The 16,152-nt window shown below is 68.7% G+C and carries 15 protein-coding genes; 7 read left to right on the forward strand and 8 right to left on the reverse strand.

What is annotated here, in order from left to right:
- Positions 1-27: 27 nt before the first annotated feature.
- Positions 28-810, forward strand: coding sequence for a hypothetical protein (locus F0357_RS16465; protein WP_153484507.1), 783 nt, complete (start codon positions 28-30; stop codon positions 808-810).
- A 97-nt stretch (positions 811-907) separates the two neighbouring features.
- On the opposite strand, the gene ptsP is transcribed toward F0357_RS16465, so the two are convergent.
- The 6 genes from ptsP to F0357_RS16490 form a co-directional block, all read right to left on the reverse strand.
- Positions 908-2,533 carry a phosphoenolpyruvate--protein phosphotransferase gene (gene ptsP, locus F0357_RS16470; RefSeq protein ID WP_312861630.1) on the reverse strand — a complete coding sequence of 542 codons (1,626 nt, stop codon included), beginning with the start codon at positions 2,531-2,533 and terminating at the stop codon, positions 908-910.
- A complete protein-coding gene (locus F0357_RS25290) occupies positions 2,530-2,871 on the reverse strand; it encodes an HPr family phosphocarrier protein (RefSeq protein ID WP_312861631.1) in 342 nt (113 codons plus the stop codon). Before F0357_RS25290 ends, ptsP begins: the two co-directional genes overlap by 4 nt.
- Positions 2,872-2,977: 106 nt before the next feature.
- Complete coding sequence (locus F0357_RS16475) at positions 2,978-3,358, reverse strand: PTS glucitol/sorbitol transporter subunit IIA (protein WP_153484510.1); 381 nt, start codon at positions 3,356-3,358, stop codon at positions 2,978-2,980.
- 83 nt (positions 3,359-3,441) lie between these two features.
- Positions 3,442-4,440 carry a PTS glucitol/sorbitol transporter subunit IIB gene (srlE, locus tag F0357_RS16480; RefSeq protein WP_153484513.1) on the reverse strand — a complete coding sequence of 333 codons (999 nt, stop codon included), beginning with the start codon at positions 4,438-4,440 and terminating at the stop codon, positions 3,442-3,444.
- A gap of 25 nt (positions 4,441-4,465) precedes the next feature.
- Positions 4,466-5,254, reverse strand: coding sequence for a PTS glucitol/sorbitol transporter subunit IIC (gene srlA, locus F0357_RS16485; RefSeq protein ID WP_246161497.1), 789 nt, complete (start codon positions 5,252-5,254; stop codon positions 4,466-4,468).
- 75 nt (positions 5,255-5,329) lie between these two features.
- A complete protein-coding gene (locus tag F0357_RS16490) occupies positions 5,330-5,758 on the reverse strand; it encodes a transcriptional regulator GutM (protein ID WP_153484516.1) in 429 nt (142 codons plus the stop codon).
- A gap of 276 nt (positions 5,759-6,034) precedes the next feature.
- Between F0357_RS16490 and F0357_RS16495 the strand changes: the two genes are divergently transcribed.
- The 5 genes from F0357_RS16495 (at position 6,035) to F0357_RS16515 (ending at position 11,786) form a co-directional block, all read left to right on the forward strand.
- Positions 6,035-6,631: a hypothetical protein gene (locus F0357_RS16495; RefSeq protein WP_153484519.1), complete on the forward strand. Its 597-nt coding sequence runs from the start codon at positions 6,035-6,037 to the stop codon at positions 6,629-6,631.
- A gap of 221 nt (positions 6,632-6,852) precedes the next feature.
- The gene (locus F0357_RS16500; RefSeq protein WP_153484522.1) at positions 6,853-8,178 is read left to right on the forward strand and encodes an NAD(P)H-dependent oxidoreductase; all 1,326 of its coding nucleotides are present in this window, start codon (positions 6,853-6,855) and stop codon (positions 8,176-8,178) included.
- 193 nt (positions 8,179-8,371) lie between these two features.
- Positions 8,372-9,388 (forward strand): thiamine pyrophosphate-dependent dehydrogenase E1 component subunit alpha, encoded by a 1,017-nt coding sequence (locus F0357_RS16505; RefSeq protein ID WP_153484525.1) that lies wholly within the window; start codon positions 8,372-8,374, stop codon positions 9,386-9,388.
- A gap of 15 nt (positions 9,389-9,403) precedes the next feature.
- Entirely contained in the window at positions 9,404-10,432 is a 1,029-nt protein-coding gene (locus tag F0357_RS16510) for an alpha-ketoacid dehydrogenase subunit beta (protein ID WP_153484530.1), read from the forward strand.
- Between the two features lies 1 nt (position 10,433).
- A complete protein-coding gene (locus F0357_RS16515) occupies positions 10,434-11,786 on the forward strand; it encodes an acetoin dehydrogenase dihydrolipoyllysine-residue acetyltransferase subunit (RefSeq protein ID WP_153484539.1) in 1,353 nt (450 codons plus the stop codon).
- A 73-nt stretch (positions 11,787-11,859) separates the two neighbouring features.
- On the opposite strand, the gene F0357_RS16520 is transcribed toward F0357_RS16515, so the two are convergent.
- On the reverse strand, positions 11,860-12,210 hold the full coding sequence (locus F0357_RS16520) for a response regulator (RefSeq protein WP_153484542.1): 351 nt from the start codon (positions 12,208-12,210) through the stop codon (positions 11,860-11,862).
- A 198-nt stretch (positions 12,211-12,408) separates the two neighbouring features.
- Positions 12,409-14,628, reverse strand: a complete 2,220-nt coding sequence (locus tag F0357_RS16525; protein ID WP_153484545.1) for a hybrid sensor histidine kinase/response regulator family protein — start codon at positions 14,626-14,628, stop codon at positions 12,409-12,411.
- A gap of 432 nt (positions 14,629-15,060) precedes the next feature.
- Between F0357_RS16525 and F0357_RS16530 the strand changes: the two genes are divergently transcribed.
- Positions 15,061-16,137 (forward strand): lysine-2,3-aminomutase-like protein, encoded by a 1,077-nt coding sequence (locus tag F0357_RS16530; protein WP_153484547.1) that lies wholly within the window; start codon positions 15,061-15,063, stop codon positions 16,135-16,137.
- Positions 16,138-16,152 lie beyond the last annotated feature (15 nt).

Raw genomic sequence — 16,152 nt, forward strand, 5'->3', positions numbered from 1 at the left:
GGACCGGCACCCCAGGAGGATCGGCCCGTGCGCGATTTCGCCCAGGAATTCAAGCTGACCGTCAAGGATGGCCTGCGCGACCTGCGCTATGTGCTGCGCTCCGAGAGCGACGGCGCCTCCGAGACGACGGGTCCGCTCGGGCTCATCGGCGATGTGGCGATCCGGGCCCGCGGGCTCGTCGAACAAGCGCCGGTGGTCGGCCGGGTTGCCGACGGCCTCCTGCGCGAGGTCGACAGCGTGGCGAGCTCGGTTCTCGCGAGCGGCCCCGCGCCGCGGCCCGGCGCCCTGTTTCCGCGCACCGCGGTCGCCCTCGTCGCCGACGACGGCGCGGCCTTCACCGCGAGCCTCTACGGATTCCTGAAATATCTCCTGCGCACCGCCGGCGTGCGCAACGCGGTCGTGTTCGAGCACGCGATCGACGCGGCGCGGCGGACTGTGATCGAGCGCCGGCAGGGCGCAGTTGCCGAGGCGCATTCCGACGAGGCGATGCTCCGCCTCTCGGCCGAAATCGCCGTTGCGCTGTCGGCCGAGCGGCCTGTGCGCCGGCTCGATCTGCCCCAGCAGGCGCTGCCGGCGAGCCGGCAACTGCTTGCTGCGCCGAACGCCTGGACCGGCTGCGTCATCGGCCTCGCCACCGCGATCGCCTCCTACCGCGACGGGCGCGAGGTGGTGGACCCGGCCGATGTCGTGGAGAGCGCGACGACCGTCGTCACCGCCCGGTTCGATCGCTTCCACCCGGCGATCGCGAGCTCGCAAGCCGTCGCCGACCTGACCCGCCTCTTCGCGCAGGACGTCCCGCATCTGCCGTGAGGCGGGGGAGCTATCTCAGCAAAAGCTCCCGTCGAAATGAAAAGGCCGCCGAGACGATCCGGCGGCCTTTCCGTTGAGCACGGGCTTTTCGATCGCCTCAGATCTCCAGCACCGTCTTCTTGGCGCGCGCGATGGAGGCGGGGCTCATCGAGAGTTCGGTGATGCCCATCTCGACGAAGCGGGGAATGAGATCCGGGCGGGCGGCCGCTTCGCCGCACATGCCGACCCAGATGCCGGCCTCGCGCGCGGCGCGGCAGACCTGGGCGATCGCCGCCATCACCGCCGGCTGCTCCGTGCGGTTGAGGCTCGCGACCCGCGGGTTGAGGCGGTCCACCGCCATCACGTACTGGGTCAGGTCGTTGGTGCCGATCGAGAAGAACGACACCACCTTGGCGAGCGCGTCGGCGGCGAACACCGCGGCCGGCGTCTCGACCATGATGCCGAGCTCGAACTCGCCGAAGGCGATTCCGGCTGCGGAGAGTTCCGCGCGGCATTCGGCGACGAGCGCCTTCACCGCCTCGACCTCGTCGACGGTCGCCACCATCGGCACCATCACCTTGACGTTGCCGACGACCGCCGCGCGCAGCAGCGCCTTGAGCTGCGGCTTGAAGATGTCCGGCCGGTCGAGGCACATGCGGACACCGCGCCAGCCGAGGAAGGGGTTGTCCTCGTGGGGGAATTCGACGCCGGCGACCGGCTTGTCGCCGCCGATGTCGAGGGTGCGCACGATGACCGGGCGGTGCGCGAAGGCGCGGGCGAGCTCGGTGTAGATCACCGTCTGCTCATCTTCGCTCGGCGTCGTCTTGCGCTCCATGAAGAGGAGTTCGGTGCGGAACAGGCCGACGCCCATGGCGCCGGCGGCGAGCGCGCCGTCGATCTCGGAGAGCGAGCCGAGATTGGCCGCGACCTCGATCTCGCGGCCGTCGCGCGTCACCGGCTTCACGTCGCGATAGGCGGCGAGCGCCTCGTTGACCTTTCGCTCGGCCGCGATGCGGTCGGCGATGCGCTCGGCGGTGGCCGGATCGGGATCGAGGAAGACCTCGCCGGTGGCGCCGTCGATGGCCACCATCTTGGCGGCCTTGAGATCGGCGGCGGCGGCATGATGGTAGCCGAGCACCGCAGGGATGCCATGGGCGCGGGCCATGATGGCGACGTGGGAGGTCGCGGCGCCCTTGGTGCAGAGGATGCCGGCGATCGACTTGATCGGCGCCTTGGCGAAGTCCCAGGCACTGATCTCCTCGGCGACCAGGATGGCGCGCGGCGGCACGTCGGCGAGCGAGATCTCGCGGCGGCCGAGCAGCGTCGCGGCGACGTTGCGGGTGATGCCGTGAACGTCCTCGGCGCGCGCCTTCAGATAGGGGTCGTCGAGGGCCTCGAACTGGGCGGCGAGGGCGTTGCCCGATTCGATCGCGCCGGTGACGGCCGAGACACCGCCGCGGATGCGCTCCTCGGCACCGCCGACGAATTCAGGATCGCGCGCGACCTCGAGGAGAGCATCGATGATCTCGCGGTCGGCCGGACGCAGGCCCGGCTTGTCGCGGCTCGCGACGAGGTTCGCTGCGGTGGCGTCGAGCGCGGCATGGAACCTGGCGATCTCCGCCTCGATCTGCGCCGGGGCGATCGCCTCGCGCGCCGTCGGCAGCGGCTCGGGGAAGAACGGGAAGACGACGCCCATCGCCGTGCCTTCGCTCGCGGCGACGCCGCGGCGCTCAGCAGGGTTCACGGCTGGGGCGGGGGGACGGCGGGGGCCGGAGCCGGCGCGGCGGGGGCCGCAGCGGCGGCCTGCACCGCCGGCATCTCGGCGTCGGGATTCTGCACGAAGCCGACGAGCTCGGTGAGGGCGGCCTCGGCGTCGTCGCCGTCGGCGCGCAGGGTCACCTCGTCCTCTTCCTTGACGCCGAGCAGCATCAGCTTGACCGAGCTCTTGGCGTCGGCCGCGCGGCCGCCACGCACGATCTCGACCTTCGACTGGAAGGACTTCGCGAGCTTGACGAACTGCGTCGCGGGCCTGGCGTGCAGGCCGTCGCGCACGCGGACGATCACCGTGCGTTCGAGCACCATCGAGAGAACTCCGACTTCCTCCGGATGGCGGCGCCGCTTTCGGCGCCCGCCGGTCCGGTACAGAGGAACAACGCTTCGGGAAGAACGTCCCGTAAAGCTTTGGAAATCAGTCCGAAATGACGATCTCGGCGCCGGACTTGAGGGCGGCGGCGAGTTCCCCGGCGTTGACGGGGGCGGCGCAGATCTCGCCCGGCCGGCCCGCGGTCTCTTCACCGTCGAAATTGATGACGACGTGGCCGATGTCGGCCACCTTCTTCCAGGCCGCATCGCCGAGCGCGGTGACGATCGTGCTGACGGGGCCGATCTTGAGCTCCGCGCCGACCGGCGGCGCATCGGCGGTCGGGCCTTCCACGACGGCGTGCAGGATCGACATCTCCGCGAGCTCGGGCGGGGCGCCCTCGGCGAACAGGATGAGGACGCCGCCTTCGAGGAGCTCGGCCACGCCGGGGCCGACTTCGGTGATCGCGGTGCGCAAGCGAATGGTCATGGGATTCCCGGGGTTGGAAGAAGGTCCGGCGCGGGCGCCGGACCTTCGGGAGGGGAGCGATGGCGGCGTCTCGCCGCCGCGCTTCAGAGAGCGAAGCTCGCGAGCCAGGCGATGACGACCGAAACCGGGCCCATGATCTGGCGGCTCAGGAGAACCGCCGGCACGCCGATTTCGATGGTCTTCGGCTTGGCTTCGCCGAGCGCCAGGCCGACCGGCACGAAGTCGCAGCCGACCTGGGTGTTGTAGGCAAACAGCGCCGGCAGGGCCATCGCAGGGGCGATGGTGCCGTTGGCGATCTGCGGGCCGATGATGGCGACGCCGATCACCTGCGCGATGACGGCGCCCGGGCCGAGGATCGGCGAGAGGAACGGCAGGCCGCAGATCGCCGACAGGATGACGAGGCCGACGATGTTGTTGGCGAGCGGTCCCATCGGCGCGGCGAGCATGTCGCCGATGCCGGTGTAGAGGATGATGCCGATCAGCATCGTCACGAACGCCATGAACGGCAGAACGTTACGGATGACCTGATCGATCGTGCGGCGGCCGGCGTTGAAGAAGATGTTGACCGCGCGGCCCATCACACGGCCGATCGCCGTGATGAAGCCGACGAGGCCGCCACCGCCCTGGGGCACCGGAGCCGGAGCGGGCTTCGGCGCCGCGGCGGTCGAGGCCGACGCGCCGCCCGCCACCGTCGCCGGCTGCGAGCCGTCGGCGTAGCTGAACGACTTGCCCGTCACGCCCGAGACGTAGATGTCCTCGGTGATGTACTGGGCGAGCGGGCCCGACTGACCGACCGGGGTCAGGTTGATGGTCGGGATGCGCTTGCGCGGATAGACGCCGCAGCGGGCGGTGCCGCCGCAATCGATCACGACGGCCGCGATCTCGCCCTCGACGGGCGGGGAGCGGAAGCCGTCGACGACGGTCGCGCCGGTCATGTCGGCGAGCTGCTGGGCAACCGCCGGGATGCCGCCGCCGGTGACGGCGACGATCTTGTCGCGCTGCGCGGTCGGCTGGATCACCAGCGGTCCGCCCCAACCCGTATTGCCACGCTCGACGCGGACGGCCTTGTACTTGTCAGCCATGTTGTTGTTCTCCCTCGTCCGCGGCTCAGAGTTCGACGCCCTGGCGACGCGCCAGGAAAGCGGTGATCCGCTCGGTCAGGATGCCCTTGAGCAGGCACACGACGAGGCCGACGATGAAGTACCAGATCGCAACCGTGACGTGATAATTCGCGGGCACGGTGCCGGCCTTCTCGAGCGAGGTCAGCGCGACGAGCACGCCGCCCCACACGAAGTACTCGCCGGCGTTGGCGTGCGGGAACAGTCCGAGGATCGGGTGCACGAAGGACACGGCCGAATCGTAGAAGGCCGGCTTGTGCTTCTCTTCCAGGAAGGTGCCGAAGGTGTAGGCCATCGGGTTCGTCAGGAAGAACACCGCGATGAGCGGCAGCAGGGTGTAGCGGGTGAGGGCGATGCGGCCCGCCGCCTGGGCGATGCCGTGGACGCGGTGCTCGCCGACGATCTCGGTGACGGCGTAGAACGCGGTCATCAGCACGACGAGGGTCGGGATGATGCCGGTGACGAAGCCGGCGAAGGTCTCGCCGCCCTTCTGGAACACGCCGATGAAGTGCTTGCCGATGAGGCCGAGCCAGCCGATCTGCTCGTCCTGGCCGACGGTCTTCACCTGCGCCGCGTAGTTGGTGGCGTCGGTGGCGCCGGCCTGGGCGACCATCGTGTAATGCTGGGCCCCGTCGCTCGCCTGGGCGATGATTCCGGCATCGCTCAGATGTGCCACGGAACCGGCGAGGCGGGCGGCCGCCTCGGCGTGCAGGCCGCCATAAGCAAGGCCGTGCATGGTGATGTCGGCCGATTGGGCCAACATGGCGATGATGGACATGGTTCCTCCCGTCTAAGGGGCCGCCGCGCTTCTGGCCGCGGTCGGCCGTCGATCAAGGGTTCGTAGGCGTGGGGCTCACGCCTGTGCGATTTGGGGATTGGTGGGATCGGGCGCCGAGGCCTTCGACCGGGTTCGGTCGATCTGCTCGATCGCTCGGGAGAGAGCCAGATTGCGGCCCTTCTCCTTGCCGGGGAAGCCGTTGTCCCGCAATTCGGCGAGCGGCTTTCCTTCGAATTCGGTGAGGGGCTTGAACTTGGCCATCACGCTGCGCCCCTCCATCACGGCGAGGCGGCGGACGATGCCGTCAGGAGACACGACCAGGATGAGGATGACGCCCTTGCCGAGACGTCCGCGGGCATTGCCAGCCCCCACGAATCCGTCGGACCAGCGGCGGGAGATATCCCCCATCACCTCCCGGTAGTGCTTCATCTGCATCCACGTGCCGACAGCCTGGAGGGCCCAGACGACCGCCAGGAGTATCAGACCGAGCTGCCAGAGTTGCATGATCGTGCGCTCCCGCTCCGGTCGCGGCGATCGGACGACCGCGTTTCTCTCCCGGAGCATTCACCGGGCTCGTATCGGCCCGTTCCGGCCAATTGAACATTTGACTTCGGCCATGTCAATCTGTGCTTATATGACCGACCGGCTGTCCCCAGCCTAGCGAGCCGGCGCGCGAGCCGATAGCGTCGCGACGCCACGTTTCTCGGCGGGGATAGGCCGGACGACGCTTGGCGCAGAAGGGCCAAGCGGTCTAAAATCAAGAACATCAGGGAGGCGGCCGTGGACCACAGACTGGGTCAGGAACTCGCCAAAGTGCCGGATCTGCGCCATCAGGTGCGGCGTCTGAAGCATTTCCGGGGCACGTTCCGGCGGGCGCTCGCCTGTGCCTCGCTGGAGAGCGGCGTCACGTTCGAGATCGACGAGACGCGTCTGGTCGAGGCTTTCTTCCGCTGGCTCGAAGCCTTTGCTGAGCAGAAGGCGTCGGCGCGAATCAACCGGCGCGACTTCGCCCACTTCGCTGCAGCCCTGATGTTGCGGGAATTCTTCCGCGCCTCTCCGGTTGCCGCGGTCCGACCGGCCGAGCCGGCGGATGCCGCCTCGGTCGCCGCGTTCTGGCCCGAAGGCTATCTCGGCACCTCCTTCTGCATGAGCGTGCTCGACGGGGTGCTGGAGCAGGAGTTCGGCGAGGCGCTGACGATCGCGCCGGCGGCGTCCGATCTCAGGACCTGGTGGTCGTTCCGCGAGAACGTCGCCGAGGACCCCAATCTCGCCATCGGCTTCTTCGATTGCTTCACCGGCAACGAGCCGAACTGGACCCTCCCGGGATACGCCGCCGCCCGGCCGGCGATGCGTGCGGCTGCCCTTTCGGCCCACTGAGGCGCGGCCCCGCGAACCCACGGGTTCCGCGGGCGTCGACCCGGAAAAGGGAGGGCGGCCCGGGCCGCCGGAATCGTCCGTGATTGCCGCCCGAACACCGCCGACGCACGCGCCGGTGAAGCGCCTTGCCTGCACATTGTGATTGACCAAAAGACAAAAGTACCTATCTTGTCGCCCGAAGCGACGTCGTCTCGCGTCAACGGATCGCGCCTGGAGGAAGAATGACCATCACCGCTCAACTCGGACTCGCCGCCGAGCTCGCCGCCCGTGCCGAGGCCGGCCGTCCGGTCACCATCGGCCTTGCCGGCGCGGGCCAGATGGGGACGGACATCGTCGTCGAAGTGTCGCTCATGAAGGGCGTGCGCATCGGCGCGATCTCGGAAGTCTTCCCGCAGAACGCCATCGAGGCCGTCGTGATGGCCGGCCGTGACCGCAGCGACGTGGTCAACGCCGTGACCGCCGCCGACATCGACCGCGCCATCGAGCACGGCAAGGTCGCCGTCACCGAGGATTTCCACGCGCTCTGCGCCGCGGGCCACATCGACGTCGTCATCGACGCCACCGGCAACCCGAATGTCGGCACCTTGATCGCCCTCGAGGCGATGAAGAACGGCAAGCACATCGTCATGCTCAACGTCGAGGCCGACATCACCGTCGGCCGCTTCCTGAAGGAAGAGGCGCGCAAGACGGGCGTCGTCTACACCGGCGCGGCGGGCGACGAGCCGGCCTGCACCATGGAAGTCATCGCGTTCGCCCAGAATCTCGGTTTCGACGTCGTCGCCGCCGGCAAGGGCAAGAACAACCCGCTGAAGTTCGACGCCGTGCCGGTCGAGTACGAGGCCGAGGCGAAGGCGCGCAACATGAACGCGCGCATGCTGGTCGAGTTCGTCGACGGCACCAAGACGATGGTCGAGATGGTGGCGATCGCCAACGCCACCGGCCTCGAGCCGGACGTTCCGGGCATGCACGGCCCGAAGGCGACCCGTGAGGAGCTCGCCCAGGTGCTCTGCACGAAGGCCGACGGCGGCATCCTCAACAAGGCCGGCGTCGTCGATTATTCGATCGGCAAGGGCGTCGCGCCGGGCGTGTTCGCGATCGTGAAGCCGCGCCACCCGCGCGTGCTCGAGCGCATGATCGACCTCAAGGTCGGCCCCGGCCCGTGCTTCACCATCTTCCGCCCCTATCACCTGACGAGCCTCGAGACGCCGCTGTCGGCGGTGCGCGCCGTGCTCCATGGCCGCGCCGACATGCAGCCGATCGACCGTCCGGTCGCCGAGTGCACGGCGGTCGCCAAGCGCGACCTCGCCCCGGGCGACACCCTCGGCAAGATCGGCGAGACGGATTATCGCGGCTGGGCGATGACCTGGACCGGCGCCCGCGACGTGCGCGCCATTCCGATCGGTCTCGCCGAGCGCGCCAAGGTCGTGAAGCCGATCAAGGCCGGCGAGAACCTGACCTACGACAATTGCGTGCCGGACGATTCGATGGTCGTCACGCAGATCCGCCGCCGGCTCGACCAGTCGGACGCGCAGTTCATCGCGGCCTGATCGCCGCGATACGACCGGCGAGAGCCGCACGATTCCCCGACGGTCCGGGCCGCAAGGCCCGGGCGCATTCAGCGGAACGCCACCCGCTTCCGGACGTCGCCCGACCGGCGACGTTCGGTCGTTGGCGAAACGCGTCCGCAGAGACGTGGCGGGTCGCACGCCGATCCGCACTTGATCCAGGAGGAGCAGTCCCATGACTCAGCCCGCAGCGGCTGCGACCGATTCCCCTAATCTTCCCGATATTTATCGGCGCCTTTCGACGCAGGATCTGCACGGCGCGCTGCGCAAGATGCTGCTGATCCGCCGCTTCGAGGAAGGCGCGGAAGAGGCCTATATGCGCGGCCTCATCCACGGGACGATGCATCTTTCGATCGGTCAGGAAGCGAGCGCGGTCGGCGCGACCATGCCGCTCTCCGACGCCGATTACATCACCTCCACGCACCGTGGCCACGGCCACTGCATCGGCAAGGGCGCCGAGGTGAAGCGCATGTTCGCCGAGTTCTTCGGCAAGGAAGACGGCTATTGCCGGGGCCGTGGCGGCTCGATGCACATCGCCGATCCCTCGCGCGGCAATCTCGGCGCCAACGGCATCGTCGGCGGCGGCCTTCCGATCGCGGTCGGCGCCGCGCTCTCCATGAAGAAGCAGGGCAAGGACTCTGTCGTCGTGTCCTTCTTCGGTGACGGCGCCAACAACGAGGGTGCCTTCCACGAAGCCCTCAACATGGCCTCGATCTGGAAGCTGCCGGTCGTTTTCGTCTGCGAGAACAACAAGTATGGCATGTCGACCTCGACCGAGCGCTCGACCGCGGTGAAGAACGTCGCCGAACGCGCCGCCGCCTATTCGATGCCGGGCGTGATCGTCGACGGCAACCGCTTCGCCGACGTCGCGACCGCCGCCTTCGAGGCGACCGAGCGCGCCCGCCGCGGCGAGGGCCCCACGCTGATCGAGAGCAAGACCTACCGCATCCGCGGCCACTCGCGCTCCGACCGCAACCGCTACCGCACCAAGGAGGAGATCGAGGCCTGGCAGGGCCGCGATCCGATCACGCTGTTCGAGAACGAACTGAGCGAGTTCGGCCTGATCTCCCGCGACGAGATCGCCGCGATCCGCGACGACGTCGAGCGCGAGATCGCCGCCGCGATCGAATTCGCCAAAGAGAGCCCGTCGCCGTCGCCCGCCGACGTGACGCGCTACGTCTACACCGTTTGAGTTCGGGGACCCGTGATGGACGCTAAGGTCGACAACAAGGACCAAGCCGGGGCCGAGGTCCGTGAGCTGAGCTACGCGCAGGCGATCCAGGAGGCCATGGCGATCGCCATGGAGGCGGATCCGCGCGTGTTCCTGATGGGCGAGGATATCGGCGTCTATGGTGGCGCCTTCCAGGTGACGGGCGATCTCGTCCACCGCTTCGGCGAAGACCGGGTGATGGACACCCCGATCTCCGAACTCGGTGGCGCCGGCGTCGCGGTCGGCGCGGCGCTGACCGGCATGCGGCCGATCTTCGAGTTCCAGTTCTCGGATTTCGCCACGCTCGCCATGGAGCAGATCGTCAACCAGGCGGCCAAGCTGCGCTACATGCTCGGTGGCAACGTCTCGGTGCCGCTGGTGATGCGCTTCCCCGGCGGCTCGGGCACCGGCGCCGCGGCCCAGCACAGCCAGAGCCTCGAGGCGTGGCTCGCCCACGTGCCGGGTCTCAAGGTGATCCAGCCCTCGACGCCTTACGACGCCAAGGGACTGCTGCTCGCCGCGATCGAGGACCCCGATCCGGTGATGATCTACGAGCACAAGGTGCTCTACAAGATGAAGGGCCCGGTGCCGGAGGGCCATTATACGGTGCCCCTCGGCAAGGCCGCAGTGCGTCGTCAGGGTCGCCATGCGACCGTCGTCGCGACCGCGCTGATGGTCCACAAGTCGCTCGAAGCCGCCGAGGCGCTCGCCAAGGAAGGCATCGACGTCGAGGTGATCGATCTCCGCTCGCTGCGGCCGATCGATGAGCCGACGCTCGTCGAGAGCGTCAAGAAGACGGGCCGGCTCGTCTGCGTCTACGAGGGCGTCAAGTCGCTCGGCATCGGCGCCGAGGTCAGCGCCCGGATCGCCGAGAGCGAGGCGTTCGATTATCTCGACGCGCCGATCGTTCGGCTCGGCGGCGCCGAATCCCCGCTGCCCTACAATCCCGAGCTCGAGAAGGCCGCGGTGCCCCAGGTTCCGGGGATCACCGAGGCGATCCGCAATCTCGTGAAGGACAGGATCTGACATGTCGACCGAGGTGATCCTGCCGCGCGTCGACATGGATATGGCGACGGGCAAGATCTCGAAGTGGTTCGTCGAGGACGGCGCCACCGTCGAGAAGGGCCAGCCGATCTTCGAGATCGAGACCGACAAGGCGGCGATGGAAGTGGAGGCCCCGGCCTCCGGCCAGATCCGCGACCTGCTCAACGTTCTCGATACCGAGATGCCGGTGGGCGTGGTGATCGCGCGTATCTTCGCGCCCGGCGAAGCCTACGAGGCGCCCGCCGTCGCGGCTCCGACGGCCGAGCCGGTGCCGGAGGCGGTGGCTCCCAGCCCGGCGCCCGTCGTCCAGGCCGTGGAGCCAGCGCCGGCGGCCGCGTCGGCCTTTGCCGAAGGCCGGCCCCGGGCGACGCCGCTCGCCCGCCAGCTCGCCCGCCAGCACGGCATCGATCTCGCCAACCTGCCGGGCTCCGGCCCGCGGGGCCGCGTGACGAGCGCCGACGTGCGTCAGGCCGCCGCCGTGACGCCGGCACCGGCCGCCGTCGCCGCTGCGCCGATGCCTTCGGCGCCGATCGCCGCCGCGTCTGCGCCCATCCCCCGCGCCGTTCAGGCCGGCGGGCCGCTGCACCGCGCCTGGCTACGCCAAGGCAACGGGGCGCCGGTCGTCCTCGTCCACGGCTTCGGGGCGGATCTCAACGGCTGGCGGCCGCTGCTCGCCGGGCTGTCGCTCGATCGGCCGGTGCTCGCGGTCGACCTGCCGGGTCACGGCGCGTCGCCGCTGTCGGGGGCTCCGACGCTCGATCTCCTTGCCGACGCCGTGGCGGACACCATCGCCGCGGAGGGCCTCGCGAGCGTCGATCTCGTCGGCCATTCGCTCGGCGCGGCGGTTGCGACGGCGGTTGCCGAACGGGTGGCGGCGGAGGTGCGTTCGCTTCTGCTGTTGTCGCCCGCCGGCCTCGGCCCGGAGATCAACGGCGCGTTCCTGTCCGGCTTCTCCCGCGCCACCGGCGAGGCGAGCCTGACGCCGTGGATGCGCCTTCTGTTCGCCGACGAGGCGCAGATCGCGCCGGCCTTCGTCAAGGCGCGCCTCAAGCAGCGGGCCGAGCCCGCGACGGCGGCGAACGAGGAACAGGTGATCGCGGCGCTCTTCCCGGAGAGCACCCAGGCGTTCTCCGTGCGGGCGGCGCTCGCCCGTCTCGCGATGCCGATCCGCATCGTCCACGGCACCGCGGATCAGATCATCCCGAGCCGTCACGTGGCGGGTCTGCCGGGCACGGTTGCCGTCCATCTCTTCCCCGGCGTCGGTCACATGCCGCAGGTCGAGGTGAAGACAGAGGTCGGTCGGCTCCTTAACGAGCACATCCGCTCGGCGGTCTGATTTTGCATCAGCACATCGTGAAGCCGGTCGGCCCGCGGGGCCGGCCGGCTTTTTTGCGCGGGTAGCGCCCCGTTCAGGGGGTGGTTTCGAGGGCTGCTCGAAGGGCGGCCTGCGTGAAAGGCTTGCGCAGCACGAAATGGGAGGCGTAGGGCGCCTCGAGCCGCACGGTGCCACCGGTTGCGAAGATGTAGGGAATGCCGCGCGCGGTCAGCACATCCGCGATCGGCATCGAGAGGCCGCCATCGAGATTGATGTCGAGGATTGCGAGATCGATATCGGCGTCGCGCGCGAGTTCCACGCCCTCCTCGACCCGTTCGGCGACCGCCACGACACGGTGGCCGAGGTCCGACAGCATCTCTCCGAGAACGAGCGCGATCAGATCCTCATCTTCGGCGATCAGGACACGGTGCATCACATCCGGCACGGCGCGGCTCCGTTCGGGGTTGCAGATAGGGTGGCAAGTCGTCCTAAACGTCAGAGAAGCGCGGATCCGACCCCACGGAAATGCACGTCTTCGCGCGCGGTGGCCCCGCGGCGCGGTCTAAGGTCCCAATCGGGGCGCAGGGTATCGGCAGGCGGGGCCGGTTCTCCGGGCCTGACCATTCGTCAGTTCGGCAGATGCTCACGATGCCGCGCGGGTGTCGGACGGTTCGTTCGCCGAGATGGTCTCGGCGATGGCGGCCGCGAGGTCGCGGCGGCGGAACGGCTTGCGTAGCCTCGGCAGGTCGTATCGTTCTTCGTCCATGATCTCGGCATAGCCGGTCGCGATGAGGATCGGCATGTGCGGCCAGCGCTTGTGGATCTCCAAGGCGAGGGTGGCCCCCGTCATCCCCGGCATCGCATGGTCGCTGATGACGAGATCGACCGCCTCGCCCGCCGTGAGGCGCCGCATGGCCTCCTCGGCGTTCGCAGCGGGCAGCACAACGTGATCGAGGCCCTCGAGCATCTCCCGCGTGCCGGTGAGCACGAGGGGATCGTCGTCCACGAGGAGGATGCGCAGCCGTGCGAAGTCGGAGACCTCGTCGCCGTCCTCGGGTGCCGTTGCGCCCGCGCGCGCGGCAAGGGTCTGCGGCTGCTCGGCGGCGGCGACGGGCAGCCAGATTTCCGCCGTGGTGCCTTCGCCGGGCGTGCTCTTCAGCACCAGCCGACCGCCTGATTGGGCGGCCAGGCCGTGCACCATGGAAAGGCCGAGCCCGGTCCCCTTGCCGATGCCCTTCGTGGTGAAGAACGGTTCAGCGGCGCGCCGCAGCGTCTCCTCGTCCATGCCGGTGCCGGTGTCGCGGACGGCGAGGCAGACATATTCGCCGGCGGCGAGGCCGTCGTCGCGCCCCGGCGGCACGACACGCCGGGTCGCCGAGACGAACAGCGTGCCGCCGTTGGGCATCGCGTCGCGCGCGTTGACGGACAGATTGACGAGCGCGAGCTCGAGCTGGTTGGCGTCGACGTTCGCCGGCGGCAGGATCGAGGGGAAGCGCAACTCGATCGAGATCGAGGGGCCGATCGAGCGGCGCAGCAGATCCTGCATGCCTTGGACGAGCGCAACGAGATCGACCGCACCGGGGCGCAGTTCCTGGCGGCGGGCGAAGGCGAGCATGCGCTGGGTCAACGCCGCGCCGCGCTCGACGCCGCGCATCGCGTTGTCGAGATAGTGGATGCCCTTGGAATCGCCGCCGACATGGCGGCGCAGCATCTCGAGATTGCCGAGGATCACGGCGAGCAGATTGTTGAAGTCGTGCGCCACGCCGCCGGTGAGCTGGCCGATCGCCTCGAGCTTCTGGGATTCGAGGAGCCGTCGCTCCATCTCCTCGCGGGCGACGATCGCCTGATGACGCTCGGCCATGGCGGCGGCAACGGCGTCGTAAGCGCGGATGCGCCGGGCGAAGGCCCACAGGAGGAACAGCGCCGCGACGAGACAGGCGCCGCCTGATACCCCGATCACCCAGGACTGGCGCCGCCAATCCGCCAGCACGGTTTCCATCGTCTGCGAGATGTTGACCGCGATGGGCAGATCGCTCGCGACACGGGTCGCGACGAGGCGCGCGCCGAACGGACTGTTCTCATGGGTTCGGAACACCTGAACGTCTTTGTCGGGCGTCACGCTGGCGGACATTCGCATCGAGTAGCGCGTGCCCGTTCCCTCCGGGAGCGGCGGAAAATGGGCGAGCAAGACCCCGTCGGTGCGCCACAGGGCGATCGCCGTCCCGTCGATCAGGCCGAGGGAGCGATAGAGGCGGTCGAAATAGTCGAGCTCGATGGCGCCGAGCACCAGGCCGAGGAAGGTGCCGTCGGGCGCGCTGACGCGGCGGGCCAGATAGATCGTCCACGTGCCGGTTCCGCGGTTGCGCACGGGTTCGCTCATGAACGGAGCCGTGGTGTCGTGCTCTTTGAGATATTTGAAATAATCCCGGTCCGAGACGTTGACGCTGGGAATGGGGAAATAACGGGAGAAGTTGATGAGGTGGCCGTCGGCAGCGATCATGGTGATCGCGTCGAGCTGCGGGATGCCGGTCAGCTTCGCCTTGAGGAACTCGTGCATCTCGCGCGTTCCGGACCGCGCGACATAATCGTCAGGGGCGTGCGCGCCTGTGCCGATCGCGTTCTCCGCGATGGCGTCGAGTACGAGATCCACGCTCTGGAACGCGCGCGTCGTCTCCTCGGTCAGCAGGAGATCGAGCGTCGTCAACTCTCGGCTTGCGCCACGAACCTCTTCCCGGCGCAATTGTACGATGATGATGGCCGTCACGAGGGGAACGATGACGACGAGCGCGAGGCCGAGCACCGCGAGCAGCCGAACCGAACGGTTCGTCTTCAACGCCACGCGCCACGCGTGCATCTGGTCCATAGCCGCCTTCGGTTCGGTTGGCGCGTGCAACGGCGCTTATGTCAGAGTTTTGCAGGTGAATACGGTCCGGGGCAAGGCCGATCTCGCAAACGCCGCGTTTCCGAGCGATGCCCGGAGTACCGAAACGAACCGGTGAGTCCACCTATGAAAGTTCCGAGCCGTTGATGAAGGCAGGCGATTTAACGCTTCTCGATCGAGATGACACGAAGATTTCGAAAAGCACGGCCATCTACGCGACTTGTTCGAGCAAGTGACGGAGAACGACGAGGGTTATCCGATTTCCGACATGCGACGACCATGAGGGCATACACCGGATGCGATCGTCGGCCGTTGTGCCGCCCTTGGCGGACCGTCTCGGACAGGCACGCGCCGCGCGTGGGACCGCGCGGGAAATCTGTGGAGCCGCGTCGCCGCTCGGGTTAGGAGCATGGCATGCAGTCCTTTTCGCCGTCCGCCCCGCGGACCCTCCACCGCCCGAAGGATCTCGTCGACGCGGGGCTCGTTCCGACCGAACGACTCGCCGCGCTCGAGCGCGTGGCCGAGCGCTACGCGGTCTCCGTGACGCCCGCGATGGCCGATCTCATCGAGGCCGCCGACCCTTGCGATCCGATCGGTCTTCAGTTCCTGCCGACCGACGCCGAGCTCCACGTCTTGGAGGCGGAGAGGGCGGATCCGATCGGTGACGCCGCCCACAGCCCCGTCGAGGGGATCGTCCACCGCTATCCGGACCGCGTCCTCCTCAAGCTCGTGCACGTCTGCCCGGTTTATTGCCGCTTCTGCTTTCGGCGCGAGATGGTCGGCCCGGGCGAGGATGCCTTCCTGTCGCCGGAAGCGCTCGAGGCGGCGCTCTGTTACATCCGCAGTGACGCCAACATCTGGGAAGTGGTGGTGACGGGCGGTGATCCGCTCGTCGTCTCGCCGCGTCGTCTCGCCGCCCTGATGGCGGCGCTCGCCGCGGTCCCCCACGTCCGCATCGTTCGCTTCCATACCCGCGTGCCGGTCGTTGCGCCGGAGCGGGTCGATGCCGCGCTCGCCGCCGCCCTGCGGGTCGATGGGCTTGCGACCTACGTCGTGCTCCACGCCAACCATGCGCGCGAGCTCACCGATGCCGCCCGCGCCGCCTGCGCCCGCTTGGTCGATGCCGGCATTCCGATGCTCAGCCAGTCCGTGCTCTTGCGGGGCATTAACGACGACGCCGACAGCCTCGGCGCCCTGATGCGCGCGTTCGTCGAGAGCCGGGTGAAGCCCTATTATCTCCACCACGGCGACCTCGCGCCGGGAACATCCCATTTTCGCGTCCCGATCCGCGAGGGCCAGGCGATCCTGAAGGCCCTGCGCGGCCGTTGGTCGGGCCTCTGCCAGCCGAGCTATGTGCTCGACATTCCCGGCGGTCACGGCAAGGTCCCAATCGGGCCGACCTACCTCTCGGGCGACGACGAAACCTCGCTGGAGATTGAGGATCCGAACGGGGTCGTTCACATCTATCCTCCGAAGCCCGACTCGGCGTGACCGCGCCGACGCGAT

Source organism: Segnochrobactrum spirostomi, assembly GCF_009600605.1.
Classification (GTDB): Bacteria; Pseudomonadota; Alphaproteobacteria; order Rhizobiales; family Segnochrobactraceae; genus Segnochrobactrum; species Segnochrobactrum spirostomi.